We start from the raw sequence: 20,593 nt of genomic DNA on the forward strand, positions 1-20,593 counted from the left end.
TGACGATGAACTGGGATGACCTGCGGCTTTTCCTGGCTGTGGCGCGCAGCGGACAGATCCTGGCGGCTTCCCGCCGGCTCGGCATCAACCATGCGACGGTCGGGCGACGGATATCAGCGCTGGAAGAGGATCTGCGCACGCGGCTGCTGATCCGCCGCACCAATGGCTGCGAGTTAACGCCGGAGGGAGAGGTGTTTCTGCGGGCCGCCGAGCGGATCGAGACGGAGATGCTGGACGCGCAGGCGAGTACCGGTCGGATCGACGCGGCAATTGCCGGTACCGTGCGGGTCGGCGCACCCGACGGGTTCGGCGTGCACTTCCTTGCCTCGCGCCTGGGTATGCTGACGAAGCGGCATCCTCAGCTGAAACTCCAACTGGTGCCGGTGCCACGCTCGTTTTCGCTGTCGCAACGGGAAGCGGATATCGCAATCACGATCGACCGGCCAGAACAGGGGCGCCTGGTCTCATCGCGGCTGACGGATTACACGCTCGGCCTCTACGCCTCGAAAGCCTATCTCCAGGACGCAGGCGTGCCCGACAGTATCGAGGCGCTCAAGGACCATGCGCGGATCGGTTATGTGGAAGACCTGATCTTTTCCCCGTCGCTGAACTTCACCGGCGAGGTGATGCGCAACTGGGATGCCGGGTTCGAGATTTCGAGCGCAATCGGCCAGATCGAAGCGGTGCGGTCCGGCGCCGGGATCGGCATTCTGCACGACTATGTCGCTTCGCAGGACATGAACCTGACCCGCATCCTTCCGGACATCTCCATTCGCCGGGCCTATTGGAGCAGTTATCACGAGACGGCCAGGAACCTGGTCCGGGTTCGAACCGTCGCGGATTTCCTGCGGGAAGTCATTCAGGAGGAAGCGCGGATCTTTGTGTGGAAACCGCCGTCCGGACAAAAATAAAGCCCGCGAGAAGCGGGCCTTAAGCATTCACAGCGTCCAGCCTGATAGGCCGGACGTCTGCGATTACGACGCCTTTAGAACCGACATCGGCATCTTGAGGGCATTTGCGATGCGCTTCAACTTGGCAGGATCGAAGTCCGTGCCGTTCTCCATACCCACGATCTCGTCCGTGACCAATCCGGTCGTAACGGCAAGATCGTCGATGCTGTAGCCGGCAGCCTGGCGCGCCTGGGCAATCAACCCAGCCACCTGATCCGGTGCGAGAACCTGTTCTGTCGAGGCACGAAAGTTATTAATGGAAACCGTCATGGTAATCTTCCTTCCGTCAAAATCTGCCGCTAGGCAGTGAAGGGGGCAAGCAGCCCGAAGTTCGACTGCACAATTTTGGTGCCGCCAGAGCCCAATAGATATGCATTGATGCCCCCACGGCAAGGGCATTCGCTGCACTGCAACAAAAAGTGTTGAGCGTCGTCGCAGATCCGAGCCCATTGTTTGCCGCTTTTTCGAACAAAAAAAGTCTTCGCGCGTTCTCTGCTCGAATAGGGACGTCAATATGCATCAGTCGAGTTCGAAACGTTTTGAAAATCTGGGTATACCCGGAAGCACCGATGCTGACATTCTCGAGGCGGCGCATCGCCTTGTGGAGCTTCACCTGACCTATTTGCGCGAACACGAGACGAAGAACGACCTCTTCGACGTGCGCGACCTGCCGGCCTCCAAGGACTCGCTGGTCAATGCTTTCCGGTTGACGCTTGCGACCGAAAACAGGACTCATATGCGCACGCTGTTGCTGAAGGCGGGCATGACATTGGCGCAGTTTCAGGAAAACATCGGTCGCCCGATGATTGTCAAATCGCAGGATGACCAGAAACCAAACCAGGTCCGGCGGAGCGATATCGATGCTGCCGTAGCGCGGCGGTTCAACAAGGCCCTGGTCCAACTGGGCGAAGAACGCGCCAGGCTCGGCCGTGTGTTTCAGGACGCCATGCGGATTGCCGGCGACAAGCCGCTTCACTGATCTGAAATTCCAGGAAAAGAAGTGGTACGGTTGAGTGGGGTCGAACCACTGACCTCAGGCGCCACAAGCCTGCGCTCTAACCAACTGAGCTACAACCGCACAAGACGCCTAAATCGCGTCGCCGGTGCAGATACTGCCATCGGCAGCGTTTGGCAAGCCCCTTTTGAGAGAACGAAGCCAAAAATGGAATGGCCGCCCAGTCGGCGGCCATGGAATATGGGCGTGATGCGCTGGTCGCTATCACGCGGTTCGGAAATTTGCCATTGCCTTTTTGGCAGCGTCCTTGCCCGGCCGCGACACGTCTTCTGCAAGCTGGCGGGCCATGTCCTGCATGGATTTTGCCTGCTCGACCGTCGCCTCTGCCTGACGGCGGATGAACGAGGTCTGCAATTCGAAGAATTCCGACGCTGATTTGACGCCGAGCAGCGCCTGCATGTGCGAGAGCGACAGATCCGCATTGGACCGGAACGCTTCCATTGCCTTAAGCCCGAGTTCAACGGAACCGGACTGGGCCGTGTGAACTGTGGATTCCACCGCCATGGTGGCTTCCTCTGTCGCGGCTTTCATCCTAGCATAGGCTTCACTGGACTGGCTTGCGCCCTGCCCGGCAAAGTCGCGAAGGCGTTCGCCAAGCTTCATGGGATCGAAAGCGGAAAACGAAAACATCTCTTCTGTGCCGTGTGCCATCGCGAAAGCTCCTCCAAGGCCCTACCCCGACTTTTAAATGGGCAAAAGCCGGAGTTGGATGCCTGAAATATAATCGCAAACGTTGTGCCGCGCAACGAATTTGTGCGGCGCACAAAAGCGCCGCTGTTAACCCTGACGGAGGTTTAACCGGTCGGCCTGTGGACCCCGGAAGGGGGGCAAGGTATTAACGAAGGATTAAGTCTCTCAGGAATGCCGGTAGTTAACCGACAGGTCGTTCATGTCCTCTGTACAGTACCCTTTCATCGACATCGCCGTCCACGAGCGCGTCAGGGAACGCTTTGCAGCGGGCGACGGAATCGTGCTGTTTTCCTCCGACATGCGCATGCCTCTGTGGGCGAACGGACGCGGTGCAGCGCTCTTCGGATTTGGCTCGATCTACGACCTGATCGATCAGGGGCCGAACCGCGCCGACGTGGCCTTTCGGCAGGTCGAGGCAACCGCCCGCCAGCTTGCCAAGGTCGGCGATACAAGAGGCCTCGCAGTCCGCGTTATTTCCGGTTTCCAACGGGTCGTGCTTCGCGGGGCCTGTGAACTTGTCGAAGTCCATGGCGAGCGGGCCATTCTCTTTTCGGCAGCACCCGAGCGGGAGCTTGCAACGATCGCCGAGCGTGCGGAGCGGATGATCGAGGGCTTCGAGGAAGCAGACACCCATATCGCTATCGTTGACGCGGCAGGCAAGGTTGCCGCTGCCTCCGAGCGTTTTGAAAGTCTCGACATATCGGAAGCGGCGATCACGACGCTTTCGGCGACGGCATCCGCCGATCCCAGCCGGCTTGCCAAACGCCCGATCACGACCGCCAAGGGCAACCTTCCGGCTGCCATCGGCAAGCTTTCGGACGCCCCTGCCCTCTACATTCTGTTCACTGTCGATATGGCGACCGATGACGCGGTTACCCCGCAAACCTTGGTTGATCCCGGCGTCGTTGCGATGGTGCCCGACGACGAGACTGCGGTCATCGACGCCCTTGCCGCGATCGAGGACGATGTTGAGGCTCAGGAAGAGTTCGACCTTCCTGAAACCGTGACGGCGGCAGAGGCAACCGAGATCAACACGGTCGCGATCGAAGAGACTGCGGCGGACGAAGAAAATTCCGAGCCCGCCGAGCAGCCGGAGCCGGTTGCGGAAATAGAGGCTGCGGTAAGCGCGGTTAATGACGCAGCTACGGTTGCTGACGCGCCGGTCGATGGCGACGTACCAGTTGAAGAAGCGGCGGCGGTAGAGCCGGAGAGTGAAGAAGTCGATCTGGAGCCCGCTCCGGAAGCAGTTGCCGAAGACATCGTGTCGGAGGATGTTGTCGAAGACATTCCGGCGCATGAGATCGCGGAAGCCTCGGACGAGATCGCGGAAGACCGCCTTCCGGCACCGGAGGCAGGGGATGCATCCGAGCCGGCCGAAACACGGAGCGAGCAGGCTCTGATATCGGTCGCCGCTCCAGAAACTACGGTTGCCGAGCCCGATGCATCCGGCGACGTGGAAGGCTTTGTGTTCAGCCGCGATTCACGCGCTGTGCGTTTCGTCTGGAAGATCGATGCCGATGGGCAGTTTACAGAGGTCTCGGGCGAATTCGCCAAGGCCGTGGGACCGCATGCGGCAGATGTTGTCGGCATGGCGTTTTCCGACCTCGCCGCTCTCTTCCATCTCGATCCGGAGGGCCGCATTACCGAACTGCTCGGCAAGCGCGACACCTGGTCGGGCAAAACCATCTGGTGGCCGGTAGAGGGCACGGCACTTGTCGTGCCGGTCGATCTGGCGGCACTGCCCACCTATACCCGCAGTCGCGAATTCGACGGCTTCCGCGGCTTCGGCATCGTGCGGATCGCCGACGCCAAGGATGATCCTGACGCCACCGGCCTGACGCTTTCGCCGACGACGGTCGAGGATGAAGCGGTCAAGGAGACTGAAGAACCGGGCATCGAGGACGCGGTAAACGACGCCGATCTGCCATCCGATGACGCGGAGCAGGTCTCCGACGTTCTGGAAGACCGCCCGGTGGAGACGGAAGCGCAACCGGCGGAGCCCGAAGCAACGTCCCCCTCCGATAGCGCTATCTACGGAACCACCTATTCCGATAGCGACCGTTCCGACGCTGCCCCGCTCGAGTGGCCAGCCGGTGAGCGTCCTGCGCTGCGACTGGTCGAGAACCCCGGCCGTCGCCAGTCCGACAAGGTCATCCAGCTCGAAGAACACCGCGCCCGCCTGACGCCGGTCGAACAGGCGGCCTTCCGCGAGATTGGGCGCCAGCTCGACCGCGCAACGGAAGAAACGCCAGCAAACGCCGAGACTGCGCCGGCTGAACCAGCGCCGAGCAAAGCTTCCGCCGCAAGCGAGATTTCCGCAGAGAATACTGACGTTTCAGAGCCAGTGGCAGATGAGACTGATGTGACCAATGCTTGGCAGGAGCAGCCTGCTTCGCACGTGGCATCAGAAGAAGAGGTGCTTTCCGCCGAAGAGGCACCGGCCGCAGAAGACCACGTGTCGGATGAGGCCGAGATTGTCGCTCAGGCGGAAGACGAAGGCCAGAGCATCGAGACATCCGAAACGGATCTCGACGGCAGCGCTGTTGACGACCACTTCGCCTCGGACTTCCCGCCTGTCGCTGCAAACGAGAACCAGAGCGACAGCGAGGACGACGCTGGCACGGAAATCCCGGCTGCGCCAATGCTTGAGCCCGCAGATGTTGCGCCGGAGCCAGAGCATGTCGAGCCATCCGACGTCCCTCTGCTGAGCATGATCCCGGTGCGCGAGCGCATCGGCCTCTCCGCCGAGATTGTCGACCAGATGCCGGTGGCACTGCTCGTTCACAACGGCGACACGCTAATCCATTGCAATCCGGAATTCCTCAAGCTGACCGGCTATGTATCACTTGAGGAACTGGAAGAGGTCGGCGGTCTGGATGCCCTCTTGCAGCGCCAGGACTTCGATGGCGATGGTGCGAGACCAAGCGGCATGGTGGTGGTGCGTGCCGACGACGAGATCCTGCCGGTGACCGCACGTCTGCAATCGGTTCGCTGGGACGACACGACGGCCCTCATGCTGGCGCTGATGCCGACGACATCCGACGCGTCGGAAGCAAACTCGCTGTCCGATCACCCGGGCGAGGAAATCCGCACGGTTGCCCGCACGGTCCGCCCTGCCGACCAGTTGGTCCGGCTGCAGGTGGAAGTCGAAGAGTTGCGTGCCATACTGGAAACTGCGACCGATGGCGTCGTGCTGATCGGTGCGGATGGCGAGATCCGTTCGGTGAACAGGGCGGCAAGCGCGCTGTTCAACTACGATCAGGAAGAAATCGACGGCAAACCGTTCGTGATGCTGTTTGCCCATGAAAGCCAGCGGGCGATCGTCGATTATCTTTCCGGACTTGCCGGGCATGGCGTTGCCAGCGTGCTGAACGATGGCCGCGAGGTGATCGGTCGCGAAGCGTCCGGCGGGTTCTTGCCGCTGTTTATGACGATCGGCAAGCTGACCTCGTCGAACGGTTATTGCGCCGTGATCCGCGATATTACCCAGTGGAAGCGCACCGAAGACGAGCTTCGCACGGCAAAGCGCGCCGCCGAGACAGCCAACGCGCACAAGAGCGATTTCCTGGCGCATGTCAGCCACGAGATCCGCACGCCGCTTAACGCCATCATCGGCTTTTCAGACATGATGGCCGGCGAGCGGTTTGGGCCGATCGGCCATCCGCGCTATATCGAATATGCCAACGACATCGGTCGGTCCGGTCGCCACGTACTCGACATCGTCAACGACCTTCTCGACATCTCGAAAATCGAAGCCGGCGAGATGGAACTGGATTTCGTCGCAGTCGGCCTCAACGAGACGATATCGGAAGCCGTGTCGCTGGTGCAGCCGCAGGCAAACGGCCAGCGGGTGATCATCCGCACCGCACTGTCTCAGGCCGTGCCGCAGGTCGTGGCCGATCTGCGCTCGGTCAAGCAGATCGCGCTGAACATCCTGTCGAATGCAATCCGGTTTACGCCATCCGGCGGGCAGATCGTCGTGTCGACTGCCTACGAGCCCAATGGCAGCGTGGCGCTGCGTATCCGCGATACAGGGATCGGCATGACCCGGGCGGAACTGGAACTTGCGATGAAGCCTTTCCGGCAGGTTGCCGGTGCTGCCCGCAAGCGTGGCGACGGAACAGGTCTGGGGCTGCCGCTTACCAAGGCGATGGTGGATGCAAACAAGGCAGCCTTCTCGATCAGCTCGGCGCCGAACGAGGGAACGCTGGTGGAAATCACCTTTCCGCCGCAGCGGGTGCTTGCCAACTGAACGCACGTAAAAAGAAGGCAGCCCTGAGGCTGCTTGGAATTGATGCTGTTCGAAAAGTGACGGAAGACTTCCTAATCAGCAAAGCCTGAGCCTTGCTCATCTTCCCTACACGAAAAGTATCATGCCGGATCAGTTTTGGCGGGCGAGGCTTAACACGCCGTTAAAAACCAATACCAGTTCCGGCAGTGCAGGAACGGCGAACCGCAATGGCACAGGGCACCTGATGGCTGTCAATTCCGCAACTCCGCGACATTGGCAAACAGCTCCAGCGCGTCCGGGTTGGCAAGCGCCTCCCGGTTTTTGACCGGCCGACTGTGAACGATATCGCGCACGGCAAGTTCGACGATCTTGCCGGATTTGGTGCGGGGAATATCGGCGACCTGGATGATCTTTGCCGGCACGTGCCGTGGCGAGGCGCCTGCGCGAATACGCGCCTTGATCTCCCTGGTCAGTCGGTCGTCCAGCGTCAGTCCGTCCGCCAGCCGGACGAACAGCACGACGCGCACATCCTCGTCCCAGTCCTGGCCGATGCAGATCGCTTCGGCGATCTCGTCCATCTGCTCCACCTGATTGTAGATCTCAGCCGTGCCGATCCGAACCCCGCCAGGATTAAGCGTCGCATCGGAACGGCCATGGATGACGATGCCGCCATGGGTCGTCCATTCGGCGAAATCGCCGTGGCACCAGATGTTGTCGAACCGCTCGAAATAGGCGGCTCGGTATTTCTGGCCGTCTGGATCGTTCCAGAACATCAGCGGCATGGAGGGGAATGCCTTGGTGCAGACGAGTTCGCCCTTTTCGCCACGCACCGGCTGGCCCTCGTCGTTCCAGACATCCACGGCAAGGCCGAGGCCCGGCCCCTGGATCTCGCCGCGCCAGACCGGCTTCAGCGGATTGCCCAGCACGAAGCAGGAGACGATGTCCGTGCCACCGGAGATTGATGCGAGATGGACGTCGTTCTTGATGCCCTGATAAACGAAGGAAAAGCCTTCCGGTGATAGCGGCGAGCCCGTCGAGGTCACGAGGCGAAGGGTGGACAGATCGTGGCTCTGCGCAGGCACGATGCCGCTTTTGCGCACGGCGTCGATATATTTCGCGGACGTGCCGAAAACGGCGAACCGCTCCTGTTCCGCATAGTCAAACAGGATGTTGCCATCCGGAGCAAAGGGCGAACCGTCATAGAGGCAGAGTGTGGCGCCAACTGCGAGACCGGAGACCAGCCAGTTCCACATCATCCAGCCGCATGTGGTGAAATAGAACAGGTTTTCACCCGGCTCGATGCCGCAATGCAGCCGATGTTCCTTCACATGCTGGAGAAGCGTGCCGCCGGCCGAGTGGACGATGCATTTCGGGATGCCGGTCGTGCCTGACGAAAACAGGATGTAGAGCGGATGCGAGAACGGCAGCGGCTCGAATTCGACGGTCCGTGCCGTAAATGGCGCCAGGAAATCGGCAAGCGCGCGGCCGTCGGATAGGGTCTTTGCGAGCGGCGCGGCATTCTTGTCCTGCGACCCTGCATAGGGCACGACCAGAACCGGTACGCCGAGCGTCTTTGAAACCGCGTCGACCTTTGCCGACACATCCTGCAGTTTGCCGTTGTACCAGTAGCCATCGCAGGTGATGAACAGCTTTGGGCCGATCTGTCCGAACCGGTCCAGCACGCCCTGTTCACCGAAATCCGGTGAGCAGGAAGACCAGATTGCCCCGATAGAGGCTGCTGCCAGCATGCAGGCGATCGTTTCAGGCATATTCGGCATCATCGCGGCGATGCGATCTCCCCTGCCGATGCCGAGTGCGCGGTATGCCTGCTGAAGCCTTGACACCTCGCCCTGCAACCTTTCCCAGGACCAACGGTCCTTGACCTTGTCCTCGCCCCAGAAGACCAGAGCGTCCGAGGTCTTCGCGTCGGCTCCGCTGCCGGCAAGCAGGTTTTCGGCGAAGTTCAGGCGTGCATGGGGAAAGAAGCGGGCGGCGAGCATCTCGCCATCGTCGTCCAGGTAGACGTCGCCCTTGTCGCCCTTGACGCCGCAGAAATCCCAGACGGCGGACCAGAAATCGCCGCGCTGTTCGATCGACCAGCTGTGGAATGCGTCGTAATCCTCAAAACCGATTGAATACCGCTCGCTGCACCAGACGATGAAGCGGGCAAGCGGTGCTGTCCGCAACGTCTCCTCCGATGGCGACCAAAGCGGCTGCTGCTCACTCATGCAATTCTCCTCCTATGCCGTTCACAGGCGCGTCCCTGACCGTCTGTATATCATGCGATCGAGGGGGATAAAGCACGGGAGCGCGCGCTTGCTGCATTTGCGCGACGCCGGCATTTCCTATATTCGCGTGAGCCATGCCCAACGAGACAGACGGAAAGCTGCGCAGGACCTTCGGACGCCCCTTAGGGACGCGGACGCGCATCGCCTTGATCGTTCTGGTCTCGCTGCTGAGCCTCTTCGTCGCCTTCCAGCTCGCGGCACCCTTCCTTGTTTCGACCGTGCTGGTACGGGAACGGATGGAGCGCGCCGTCGAGGAATGGATCGGCCACGACGTGTCGATCGGCGGACAGCCGTCGCTTGCCTTCTGGCCGGAGCCGCGCATCACATTCTCCGATGTAATGGTTCGCAACATCGATCATGGCAAGAAAGGCATGCTTGGCAGCGTCCGTGAACTGTCGGCGTCGTTCGATCTTCTGGGCGCGCTGGTGGGACAGCCGGAATTCAAGGATTTCCACCTCAAGGACCCGCAGCTTTTCGTGCTGCGCAAACCGGATGGGCGACTGGACTGGACCAATGACGGATTGCTCAGCCGCGCCGTTCGTGCTGTCAAAAGCGATGGCACCGGTCAGTTGCTGGACAATTCGAATGATGCGCCGATCGGCGATGTCCTGATCGAGAACGGCACGCTTCAGATTACCAACGAAGAGGATGGCCGCATCGTCCGGGTCGACCGGATCGACAGTGAGATCGACTGGTCCTATCTTTCACGCAGCGCGAGCTTCAAGGGCCAAGCAACGATTGCCGGCCGCAGGGTCACGGCCGATATCACCTCGCGCCAGCCTCTGCTTTTGTTTTCGGGCCGCAGCAGTAGCACATCAGGCTCAATCCAGTCGGACCTGTTCAACGCGAAATTCAGCGGCGTCGTCAACCTCGCGAGCCACGGCTTTTTGTCCGGAGATGCCGAATTTGCAACGGCGGACGGCGCCAAAGCCATGCAGTGGATGGGGTTCGATCTGCCAGGCACGGAAAAGCTGAAGCAGCTCTCCGTGAAGGCGCGGCTGATCACCAACGATACGGCGATGCGGTTCGAAAGCCTGTCGCTCGGTATCGACGACATCACGGCAAGCGGCATTCTGGACCTGACCATGCCGGCGGATGCGCCCCCGCGGCTGACGGGGACGCTCGCCCTCAACACCCGCGACGTGTTGCCGATGCTGGCCGAGATCGCGCCGCGACTTCTCGACAAAAGCGATCCCGCCGCAAGACTGCGCGACCGGCTCGAGCTGGATTTGAGGCTTTCCGCACAAAGCGTCGAGATCGGCCCCTTCCAGCTCAGCGAAGTTGCCGTCGGCATCATGAACATCGGTGACCAGTCACGGATCGATATTCTCGACAGCGATTTCGAAAACGGACGACTGACCGGCCGCATCGCGACGATCAAGGACGGGGAAACGGGCGGCGTTGCAATAAGGCTCTCCGTACAGGACGCCGACTTCGCCAGCGTGATCAGCCGGCTTGGCCTGACGGCCCCGCTACCCGGCGCCTCGGGCTCGCTCGAACTGGCGCTGGACGTGGCGCGACCGGTGACGGCGGAAACGCTGCGCAACGCCAAAGGATCTCTGCGCTTTCGTGCCGGCAGCGGAACTCTGCCCGGTGTGGACATGGCAGGCATAAGACGGCTGGCGACCCAAAAACCCTATTTCACGCTGAGCGAAGCAGGGACAGGAGCTTACGAATTCCAGAGTGTCGATATTAACGTCACCGTCGCTGATGGTTTAGCCGATATCCGCAACGGGCTGATCGTTGGAACCAACGAGCGTATTACGCTCAACGGCATCGTGCCCTATGCCAATAACAGCCTCGCGCTTTCTGCCGGTGTGCTCACAGATTCCAGCGGGACAACCAGCGGGGACGCTGCCGCTGGCCGCCCGGATGCCACCCACTTTTTTATTGGGGGATCCTGGCAGAACCCGGTAATCTGGCCGGTCGCAAAGCCCACGCCGAAGATCACCGAATAACACACGCCCTGACGGTTCAGCTCCCGGTCCGCAGCGCCATATGCTCGTCGCGGATACGCCGGACCTCGGCGCGCTTGGTGCCGATCGAGGTGGCGATGACGCCGAGTGTCACCAGCGCGATCAGGATCGTGCAGATTGCGTTGATTTCCGGCGTCACACCGAGCCTCACCTGCGAATAGATCTTGATTGGCAGCGTGGTGGCACCTGGCCCGGTGTTGAAGCTTGCGATCACAAGGTCGTCCAACGACAGGGTGAAGGCGAGCATCCAGCCGGAGATGACGGCGGGCAGGATCAGCGGCAGGGTGATCTGGAAGAACGTCTTGACCGGCGGGCAGCCGAGATCGAGCGCTGCCTCTTCCAGACTGCGATCGAAGGTGAGAAGCCGCGACTGAACGACGATCGCCACGTAACACATGGTGAAGGTCGTGTGGGCGATGATGACAGTCCATAACCCGCGATCGACGCCGATCGCCACGAAAAGAAGCAGCAGCGACAGGCCGGTGATGACCTCAGGCATTACCAGCGGCGCATAGATCATGCCTGAGAACAGCATCTTTCCCGGAAACTTCTGGTAGCGGACCAGCGTCAGCGCGGCCAGCGTGCCGAGGATGGTACCGAACGTGGCGCTCAACAGACCGACGCGGGCCGTGACCCAGGCGGCATCCATAAGACCCTGGTTCGACCACATCGAGACGTACCAGTTGAGCGAGAAGCCGCCCCAGACCGTGACGAGCCGCGAGGCGTTGAACGAGTAGACGACCAGAATGATGATGGGGATGTAGAGGAAGGCGAAGCCAAGCGTCAGGACGGTGGCATCAAGGCGGTTCTTTGTCATCTCACGCCACCTTCTTCTGCTGGTTCTGGAATATGGCGATCGGCACGACCAGCATCAGCAGCAAGACCACTGCTACGGCCGACGCAAGTGGCCAGTCGCGGTTGCTGAAGAACTCCGTCCACAGCGTCTTGCCGATCATCAGCGTATCGGCGCCGCCGAGCAGATCCGGGATGACGAATTCGCCTGTGATCGGGATGAAGCAGATCATCGAGCCTGCGATGACGCCCGGCAGCGACAGTGGAAAGGTAATCTTCCAGAACGCCTTCCACGGCGGGCAGCCGAGATCGTTGGCGGCTTCGAGCAGGGTATTGTCCATCTTTTCGAGCGCCGCATAGAGCGGCAGGACCATGAAGGGCAGATAGGAATAGACGATGCCGATAAAGACGGCCGTGTCGGTTCTGAAGATCTCCACCTGTTGATCCGGTCCCATCAGCCCGATCGTCTGCAAGGCGAGCGTCAGCAACCCGTCCGGCTTCAGGATGCCGATCCAGGCATAGACGCGGATGAGGAACGAGGTCCAGAACGGCAGGATGACCAGCATCAGAAGGATCGGCCGGATGGAATTGGGTGCGCGCGCCATGGCAAGCGCCATCGGATAGCCGATGAGGAGAAGCAAGAACGTCGAGATCGCGGCAATCCGCAGCGACGACATATAGGCCTGGAAGTAAAGCGGGTCCTCGGTCAGGAACAGGTAGTTCTCGATGTCGAGTTCGGAGACGAAATCGCTGATGGCGCCCCAGCCGCCGAACACCGGCGTATAGGGCGGCATGGCAATGGCCGTGTCCGACAGCGAGATCTTGAAGATGATCAGGAAGGGCGCGACGAAGAACAGCAGCAGCCAGAGATAGGGCACTGCGACGACCAGCCAGCGGGCCGGGTTGGCATGCGGATTGTCGGCTGTCGTATCGGCCATGATCGCGCTCCCTATCGTGTCAGCACAAGGCCGGCATCGCGTGACCAGGTCAGCCACACCATGTCGCCGAAGGTGATCGGCCGATCGACCAGGCGCGAGACGTTGGCCTGCGCGGCGCGGACGATACGGCCGTCCTCCATCTTCACGAGAAATACCGAGAAGTCGCCGAGATAGCCGATGTCCCAGACTTCGCCATAGGCCGCATTGAGGGACGTATCGGCGGGCTGTTCCTGCGAGATGCGCACCTTTTCCGGGCGGACCGCGTAGGCGACGTGATCTCCCTTGACGGCCTGGCATTCCTGTTCTGCGGCAACGCTCAGACCGTCGCTGTCGATCCGCACCAGGCCGGGGGCGCCGAGCGCGCTATCGGTTTGCGTCACCGTGCCTTCGAGGATGTTGATATCGCCGATGAAGTCCGCCACGTAGCGGCTGTTCGGGGCCTCGTAGATTTCGGCCGGCGTTGCCACCTGCATGATGATGCCCTTGTCCATGACCGCGATACGGTCGGACACGGTCATCGCCTCTTCCTGGTCGTGGGTGACGATGAGGAAGGTGAGTCCCAGCGTCTGCTGGATATCCATCAGTTCGAACTGGGTTTCCTCGCGCAGCTTCTTGTCCAGCGCGCCGAGCGGTTCGTCGAGCAGCAGGACCTTCGGGCGCTTTGCGAGCGACCTTGCCAGCGCCACGCGCTGGCGCTGGCCGCCGGAAAGCTGTGCCGGCTTGCGCTTGGCGAACTGCTCCAGCTTGACGAGCTTCAGCATTTCCTCGACGCGGGTATCGATCTCGCCCTTTGGCAGATTGTCCTGCTTGAGACCGAAGGCGATGTTCTTTTCAACCGACATATGCGGGAAGAGCGCGTAGGACTGAAACATCATGTTGGTCGGGCGCTTGTAGGGCGGAACACCGGAAATGTCCTTGCCCTGCAAAAGGATGCGGCCTTCCGTCGGCTCCTCGAAGCCTGCCAGCATCCGCATCAGCGTCGTCTTTCCGCAGCCGGACGGCCCGAGCAGCGAGAAGAATTCCCTCTCGTAGATATCGAGCGTCAGATTATCGACGGCGGTGAAATTGCCGAAGCGCTTGGTGATGTTTTCAAAGCGGATGAAGGGCACCGAAGCCGGATCGGTCCACGGAGAGAATTTTCGTTTTACCGGTCCGAGTGTCTTTGCCATCGCCTGCCCCGCCTGCCCTCAAGAAATATTGCCAGAAACAGATCGGGGCAGGTTTTGCCTGCCCCGAAGCCGATGGTTACTTGCCGGTCTTGATCTGGGTCCAGAGCCGGTTCAGCACGCGCTGTTCCTTGGGCCCGTAAGGCGAGATCGTGAAGAGCTTCTTGGTGACCTCTTCGGTCGGGTAGACCGCCGGGTTTTCCAGGACTTCCTTGTCGATGAACTTCTGCGAGGCCAGGTTGCCGTTGGCATACTGAACGTAGTTCGATGCCTTGGCGATCACTTCGGGCTTCATCAAGTAATTGATGAATTCATGCGCTTCGGCCACGTTCTTGGCATCGGCCGGGATCGCAAGGTTGTCGAACCACATATAGGTTCCTTCCTTGGGGATCGAGAACTCGATGTTGACGCCGTTCTTGGCTTCCTCGGCGCGGGTCTTTGCCTGCAGAATGTCGCCCGACCAGCCGATGGTGATGCAGATGTCGCCGTTGGCGAGATCATCGATATAGGACGAGGAGTTGAACGTCTTTGCCGAGGAGCGGATGTCGGAATAGACCTTTCCGCCCGCTTCGAGATCCTTCGTTTCCTTGCTGTCGGGATCCTTGCCGACATAGTTCATGCCGATCGCAAAGGTTTCGTCGGATGCGTCGAGGATGTTGACGCCGCAGGACTTGAGCTTTGCAGCATTTTCAGGCTTGAACAGCACGTCCCAGCTGTCGAGGGGCGTATCGCCGAGTGCCTTCTTGACCTTATCGACATTGTAGCCAATGCCGGTCGTGCCCCACATGTAGTTGACGGCGTATTCGTTGCCGGGATCGTATTTGGCAAGACGCGCCGAGATTTCCGGCCACAGGTTGGAAAGGTTGGGGATCTTGGACTTGTCGAGCTTCTGGAAGACGCCGGCCTGGATCTGGCGGGCGAGGAACGGGGCGGTCGGCACCACGACGTCGTAACCGGAGCCGCCGGCAAGCAGCTTGGTTTCCAGGATATCGTTGCTGTCAAAGACGTCGTAGACAACCTTGATGCCGGTTTCCTTGGTGAAGTCCTGCAGGATCGATTCATCGATGTAGTCGGACCAGTTGTAGACATGCACAGTGCGTTCCTGGGCGGAAACACCAGACACGCTGAAAGCGGTCGCAGCCAAAGCGGCGGCTATGCTGAGCAAATGGGCTTTCATCAATTCTCTCCTGTTGCAGCACCTGCAGCCACCGCCCCTGCGCGGCAGGACGGTTCGCGCGAATTTCCCTATAATTTTGAGGAGAGTAGAAAGGAATTCCCCAGGCCACAAGGGGGAATGTGCAATGCAGCAGCGGTTACCGGAAATCGACGCCGCCCGAACCCATGCCCTTGTGCCAAGCCGAAATCGCAACCGGCTCATCGTTCACAAAAAAGGGCGGCCCGAAAGCCGCCCCTTGTCATTTCATCTTCCCGCGCTCAGGCTGCCTGGCTATCCTGACGGGCCATTGATCTCTGGCTGTCGATCTTGAACTGCTGGACGAGGCCGAGCAGCATATCCGCCTCTTCAGCAAGACGACGGCTCGCCTCGCTGGTTTCGCCCACCATGGCACCGTTCTGCTGGGTCATCTGATCCATCTTGTTGACGGAGCTATTGATGTCCTGAAGCGCTGCGGCCTGGTCGCGGCTGGCAGTGGCGATCGTATCGACATGCTTGCTGATGATGGTGATGTCGCTGCTGATCGTGGCCAGCACTTCGCCCGCTTCCTGCACCAGCGTCGATCCGGAATGGACCTCGTGGCTGGACTGGTCGATCAGGCCCTTAATTTCCTTGGCCGCATCGGCGGAGCGCTGGGCCAGTTCACGGACTTCCTGGGCGACGACCGCAAAGCCCTTGCCGGCATCCCCTGCCCGCGCGGCTTCGATGCCGGCGTTCAAGGCGAGAAGGTTGGTCTGGAAGGCGATGTCGTCGATGACGTCGATGATCAGTTCGATCTTCTTGGACGCTTCCTCGATCTTGCCCATCGCTTCGACGGCATTGCGGACCACGGTGCCGGAACTGTCGGCGCTCTTCTTGGTCTGCGTCACGGCGTCATTGGCTTCGCGAGCGCGTTCGGCGGAGGAGCGTACGGTAACGGTGATCTCGTCCACGGCGGCTGCCGTCTCTTCGAGCGAAGCGGCCTGGCTTTCGGTGCGGCGTGACAGGTCCGTCGACGAGTGGCTGAGATCGGAGCTGCTCTTCTGGATCGAGAGCGTGCTGGCCCGGATATGCGTCATCGTTTCACGCAGCCGCAGGATCGAATTGTTGAAATCGGTCCGCAGGCCTTCAAGACGACCGGAGAACGGCGTGTCGATCGATGCGGACAGATCGCCCTGGGACAGACGCGACAAGGCCGATCCAAGCTGCGTGACGGCGTGCTCGATCTGGGCGTCGACATGCTGCTTTTCGGTATCGTTGCGATGGCGATCCGCTTCCGCTTCGGCACGCTCTGCGGCGCTGCGGCTTTCGATCAGCTGCTTTTCGCGGTCCTTATCGCGGAAAACCTCAAGGGCTCTGGCAATGTTGCCGAATTCGTTCGGCAGCTGGAGATAGGGGATCGCACTCTTGTTATCGCCCTGCGCAATGGCGCGGACGCTGCCGGTCAGCACGCCGAGCGGGCGCACGAGGGCCCGGATGGCGAAAAAGCTGAAGAAGCCGAGCACCAGAAGCGCGATCGCCGACGTGCCAATGAGGATATAAGCAGACGACGCGATATGGGCGAAATAGACTTCCATCGGAACACCGATGAAGAGGACGCCGGTGACTGCACCTGCGGCATTGGTGATCGGGTAATACCCGGTCATGTAGTCCTTGCCGAACAGAACCGCGTTTCCGAAATAGGATTCGCTCTTTCCGAGCTTCGGCTGCGCCGGATGTTCGGGAGCAAGCTTCGTGCCGATGGCGCGCTCACCCTTCTCCGTCTTCACGTTGGTGGAGATGCGGACGTAGTCTGCGCCCTGCTTCTCAAAGATCGTTGCAACGCCGCCGATGGCAGCAGCGGCACGGTCGACCACATCATGGCCTTTCAGAGCGCCTTCGCCCTGGAGAACCTTGTTGACGACTTCGTCGCGGATCTCGGTCTTCGCACCGGGCAGTTCCAGCTCATAAAGAAGCCCCAGCGTGCGCATCGCCTTATAGGCATCGGCACGTGCACTCGACATGACGTCGTTCCGAAGATTGACATAGGCAAGCCCGGAAAGAGTAGCCGCTGCCACGGAAACGAGAAAAAGGCAGAGGAGAACAATCCGGGATACAACGGATGAGGGGAGAAGCTTCTTGGTCAAAACAGGGCTCTTTCCAAAATGTGAGAGACACTGTTGTTTTTGACGGAGATATCTGAAGATTAGATAAATAGGAAATTGACGTAACTCAAGCGACCGACGTAGATCCAGAGCTACACCGACGCCGTTACTCGTTCACACATTCCTTGCCGCAGCAAGGCAGCGGGGAGACTACGTCAGAAGTAGAAAGGAACCGAAAGAAGAGCAACAGTTGCTCCAATCGCCATCGCCAGAAATCTTACGCGGATCAACTTTGCGTTATCCTGGGTCTTGGCAATAGCAATTGCACGGGCGCTGCGGGTCTTCTGCATAGGTATCCGACTCCACGATCTTGGTGATGGCCGCCGGAAGCCGGCGGGTACGCAGCCTATAGACCAAACAAATGGGCTGGCATTAAGGCAGCATCCTCCAGGCATATTAACAACACCTGAATCGAGCACAACTGGCATTTCTACCTAGAGGCTGTCTCCGCAAGCATAGCCGGAAGACCAGGCCCACTGGAAGTTATAGCCGCCAAGCCAGCCTGTAACGTCGACGCACTCGCCGATGAAATACAAGCCTGGCACGGCCTTGGCCTGCATCGTTTTGGAATTCAGTGCGGAAGTATCGATACCACCCAGCGTGACCTCGGCCGTGCGATACCCTTCCGAACCGGCGGGGCGGATCTTCCAGTCCTGGATCGATGCTGCAAGCCCTGTCAGCATCTTGTCGGAGAGATCCGCGAGATTGCCAGTGACGCCGCGGTTTTCCACGAAATACTGAGCAAGACGCTTGGGCAGTAATTCGCCAAGCGCCGTCTGCGCCGCCTGTCTGCCGTTCGTCTTGCGGGCCGCCTTCAGTGCATCGCTGATTGAGGCATCCGGTTCGATCGACAGCGTAATGTCGTCACCTTCCCGCCAATAGGAGGAAATCTGCAGGATGGACGGGCCACTGAGGCCGCGATGGGTAAACAGCATGGCCTCGCGAAATCCCGTCCGGCCGTGGCGCACTTCTGCAGGAACCGCGATCCCAGACAGCGGCGACAGTTTTTCGAGTGTGTTCTGATCGAAGGTCAGCGGCACGAGGCCGGGGCGCGTCTCGACCAGCTTGAGCCCGAACTGCGCCGCAATCTCGTAGGCAAAGCCCGTGGCGCCCATTTTCGGGATGGACTTGCCGCCCGTCGCCACCACCAGCGACCCGGCTTCGAACTGGCCGGCAGAGGTGGCCAGCCGATATCCGTCGGGCGATTTTTCGATGCCGTCGATCGCCGTCTGAAGCTTCAGGGACACTTTCGCGGCCGACATTTCCGCCAGCAGCATCGCGATGATGTCCTTGGCGCTGTTGTCGCAGAACAGTTGACCGAGCGTCTTTTCGTGCCAGGGAATTCGATGCCGTTCCACCAAGTCGAGGAAATCGCGGGCCGTGTAGCGGGCAAGTGCCGATTTGACGAAATGCGCGTTGCCGGAGAGGTAATGCTGGGGGGCCGCACCGATATTGGTAAAGTTGCAGCGGCCGCCTCCCGAGATGCGGATCTTTTCGCCGGGCGCCTTGGCGTGATCAAGCACCAGCACCGAGCGACCACGCTGGCCGGCGCGGATGGCGCACATCATGCCGGCGGCACCGGCGCCCAACACGATCACATCGAATTTCTGTGCCAATGGTCATCCTCTCGTCATCGACTTGCTGTTTTCGATTGGAGCCTCCAAGTCAAGATGGCGGGGACACAATAGCGGATTCAGCCTGCTCCTCGCCAAGAAGTCAGCGCGCTCTCAGCCAAAGAGTGTTCCCAAACATCATTCCATGGCTATGATGGGGCTCCGATCAACATGACCCCGGTGTGTTATGCCGCGCAAGAAATCATCCCCTGTCCTGGCAACCGGAACCGTGGCGAAAGCCGCGACAGCTCAGCCGACACTGACTTCGCTTCGCGGCGTTGCAGACTGGCGCGAGGCAGCCGCTTGGCTTCGGGCACGCGGGATCGAAGACATCGAATGCATCACGCCCGATCTAGCCGGCGTGCCGCGCGGCAAGATGATGCCCTCGTCGAAGTTTACGTCCAACACCTCGCTGGCGCTGCCTTCGGCGCTCTATCGCCATACCATCTCCGGCGAGTATCCCGACGAGACGGCAAACTTCCGCTACGAGCCGCGCGACAGCGACCTCAAGCTGATGCCGGACCTTTCGACGCTTGCCGTCGTGCCCTGGGAAAGCGACCCGACGGCGCAGGTGATCTGCGACATCGTCGACACAGATGGTCAGGCGGTGTCCTATACGCCGCGCAACGTTTTGAAGAACATCGTCAAGCTCTATAACGACCGCGGGTGGAAGCCCGTCGTGGCGCCGGAGATCGAGTTCTATCTGGTCGCCAAGAACGACGACCCGGATTATCCACTGCATCCGCCGAAGGGCCGCTCCGGTCGGTCGATCCTCGGTGGACAGAGCTATTCGATTGCCGGCATCAACGAGTTCGACGAACTGATCGACGACATCTACCATTTCTCCGAAAAGCAGGGCCTCGAGATCGATACGCTGATCCACGAGGAAGGCCCGGCGCAGCTGGAAATCAATCTTCGCCATGGCGATCCGGTGGAACTGGCCGACCAGGTCTTCATGTTCAAGCGCACCATTCGCGAGGCGGCGCTGAAACACGGCATCTATGCAACCTTCATGGCAAAGCCGATGCAGGGTCAGGCTGGATCCGCGATGCACATCCACCAGTCGGTGGTGGAGATCGAGACCGGCAAGAACGTCTTCTCCAATGCCGACGGTTCGGCATCGGAGGAATTCTTCCACTTCATCGGCGGCATGCAGGCCTTCATCCCGAAGGCGCTGGTGATGATGGCGCCTTATGTGAATTCCTACCGGCGCCTGACGCCGGATATGGCGGCGCCCGTCAACTCCGCCTGGGGTTACGACAACCGCACCACAGCGTTTCGCGTGCCGGTTTCGGATGCAAACTCGCGGCGCGTCGAAAACCGCTTGCCGAGTTCCGACGCAAATCCGTATCTGGCGCTTGCTGCCTCTCTCGGCTGCGGCCTGCTGGGCATCAAAAACAGGCTCGACCCGACACCGCCGACGGAAGATTCCGCCAATGAAGGCGAGATCGATCTGCCGCGCGACCTTCTGAAGGCCGTCTCGCTGCTCGAGGACGAGCCGGCGCTTGCGGAAGTGTTCAGCAAGGAATTCATCGGCCTTTATGCCGGCGTGAAGCGTGGGGAGTTCGAGACGTTCATGCAGGTGATCAGCCCTTGGGAACGGGAATTCCTGCTCCTCAACGTGTGAGGGAAAAGGT

General features: G+C 60.4%; 15 protein-coding genes and 1 tRNA gene. 5 read left to right on the plus strand and 11 right to left on the minus strand.

All coding sequences use genetic code 11. The features are described from left to right. The first annotated feature begins 5 nt into the window (after nt 1–5). Entirely contained in the window at nt 6–911 is a 906-nt protein-coding gene (locus ACQY1J_RS17660) for a LysR family transcriptional regulator (RefSeq protein WP_062453760.1), read from the plus strand. 63 nt (nt 912–974) lie between these two features. On the opposite strand, the gene ACQY1J_RS17665 is transcribed toward ACQY1J_RS17660, so the two are convergent. Continuing rightward, nucleotides 975–1,220, minus strand: a complete 246-nt coding sequence (locus tag ACQY1J_RS17665; protein ID WP_062579161.1) for a helix-turn-helix domain-containing protein — start codon at nt 1,218–1,220, stop codon at nt 975–977. 244 nt (nt 1,221–1,464) lie between these two features. Between ACQY1J_RS17665 and ACQY1J_RS17670 the strand changes: the two genes are divergently transcribed. Then, entirely contained in the window at nt 1,465–1,929 is a 465-nt protein-coding gene (locus tag ACQY1J_RS17670; protein WP_430250465.1) for a hypothetical protein, read from the plus strand. A gap of 22 nt (nt 1,930–1,951) precedes the next feature. Here ACQY1J_RS17670 and ACQY1J_RS17675 read toward each other — a convergent pair. Together ACQY1J_RS17675 and ACQY1J_RS17680 are read right to left on the minus strand one after the other, a co-directional pair. Further along, nucleotides 1,952–2,028, minus strand: a tRNA-His gene (locus ACQY1J_RS17675). 141 nt (nt 2,029–2,169) lie between these two features. Continuing rightward, nucleotides 2,170–2,616: a phasin gene (locus tag ACQY1J_RS17680; protein ID WP_325261819.1), complete on the minus strand. Its 447-nt coding sequence runs from the start codon at nt 2,614–2,616 to the stop codon at nt 2,170–2,172. A 238-nt stretch (nt 2,617–2,854) separates the two neighbouring features. Between ACQY1J_RS17680 and ACQY1J_RS17685 the strand changes: the two genes are divergently transcribed. After that, nucleotides 2,855–6,907, plus strand: coding sequence for a PAS domain S-box protein (locus ACQY1J_RS17685; RefSeq protein ID WP_430250466.1), 4,053 nt, complete (start codon nt 2,855–2,857; stop codon nt 6,905–6,907). A gap of 230 nt (nt 6,908–7,137) precedes the next feature. Here the strand turns inward: ACQY1J_RS17685 and ACQY1J_RS17690 are convergent, their stop codons facing one another. After that, on the minus strand, nt 7,138–9,114 hold the full coding sequence (locus ACQY1J_RS17690; RefSeq protein ID WP_430250467.1) for an acetoacetate--CoA ligase: 1,977 nt from the start codon (nt 9,112–9,114) through the stop codon (nt 7,138–7,140). 134 nt (nt 9,115–9,248) lie between these two features. Between ACQY1J_RS17690 and ACQY1J_RS17695 the strand changes: the two genes are divergently transcribed. Continuing rightward, nucleotides 9,249–11,132, plus strand: coding sequence for an AsmA family protein (locus ACQY1J_RS17695; protein WP_430250468.1), 1,884 nt, complete (start codon nt 9,249–9,251; stop codon nt 11,130–11,132). A 16-nt stretch (nt 11,133–11,148) separates the two neighbouring features. Here ACQY1J_RS17695 and ACQY1J_RS17700 read toward each other — a convergent pair whose 3' ends face one another. The 7 genes from ACQY1J_RS17700 to ACQY1J_RS17730 form a co-directional block, all read right to left on the minus strand. Continuing rightward, nucleotides 11,149–11,967, minus strand: coding sequence for an ABC transporter permease (locus ACQY1J_RS17700; RefSeq protein ID WP_430250469.1), 819 nt, complete (start codon nt 11,965–11,967; stop codon nt 11,149–11,151). 1 nt (nt 11,968) lies between these two features. Beyond that, entirely contained in the window at nt 11,969–12,880 is a 912-nt protein-coding gene (locus ACQY1J_RS17705; RefSeq protein ID WP_113166233.1) for an ABC transporter permease subunit, read from the minus strand. An 11-nt stretch (nt 12,881–12,891) separates the two neighbouring features. Further along, nucleotides 12,892–14,049 (minus strand): ABC transporter ATP-binding protein, encoded by a 1,158-nt coding sequence (locus ACQY1J_RS17710; RefSeq protein ID WP_062579145.1) that lies wholly within the window; start codon nt 14,047–14,049, stop codon nt 12,892–12,894. Nucleotides 14,050–14,125: 76 nt separating this feature from the next. Then, nucleotides 14,126–15,223, minus strand: coding sequence for a polyamine ABC transporter substrate-binding protein (locus tag ACQY1J_RS17715; protein WP_082471837.1), 1,098 nt, complete (start codon nt 15,221–15,223; stop codon nt 14,126–14,128). Between the two features lie 257 nt (nt 15,224–15,480). Beyond that, nucleotides 15,481–17,202, minus strand: coding sequence for a methyl-accepting chemotaxis protein (locus ACQY1J_RS17720; RefSeq protein WP_430250470.1), 1,722 nt, complete (start codon nt 17,200–17,202; stop codon nt 15,481–15,483). Between the two features lie 296 nt (nt 17,203–17,498). Further along, the gene (locus tag ACQY1J_RS17725; RefSeq protein WP_256413687.1) at nt 17,499–17,633 is read right to left on the minus strand and encodes a hypothetical protein; all 135 of its coding nucleotides are present in this window, start codon (nt 17,631–17,633) and stop codon (nt 17,499–17,501) included. Nucleotides 17,634–17,777: 144 nt separating this feature from the next. Beyond that, nucleotides 17,778–18,959: an NAD(P)/FAD-dependent oxidoreductase gene (locus ACQY1J_RS17730; protein ID WP_430250471.1), complete on the minus strand. Its 1,182-nt coding sequence runs from the start codon at nt 18,957–18,959 to the stop codon at nt 17,778–17,780. 184 nt (nt 18,960–19,143) lie between these two features. Here ACQY1J_RS17730 and ACQY1J_RS17735 point away from each other — a divergent pair, with 184 nt between their 5' ends. After that, nucleotides 19,144–20,583: a glutamine synthetase family protein gene (locus ACQY1J_RS17735; RefSeq protein ID WP_062453771.1), complete on the plus strand. Its 1,440-nt coding sequence runs from the start codon at nt 19,144–19,146 to the stop codon at nt 20,581–20,583. Nucleotides 20,584–20,593 lie beyond the last annotated feature (10 nt).

This window comes from Neorhizobium sp. DAR64860/K0K1 (genome assembly GCF_050500205.1).
Classification (GTDB): domain Bacteria; phylum Pseudomonadota; class Alphaproteobacteria; order Rhizobiales; family Rhizobiaceae; genus Neorhizobium; species Neorhizobium soli.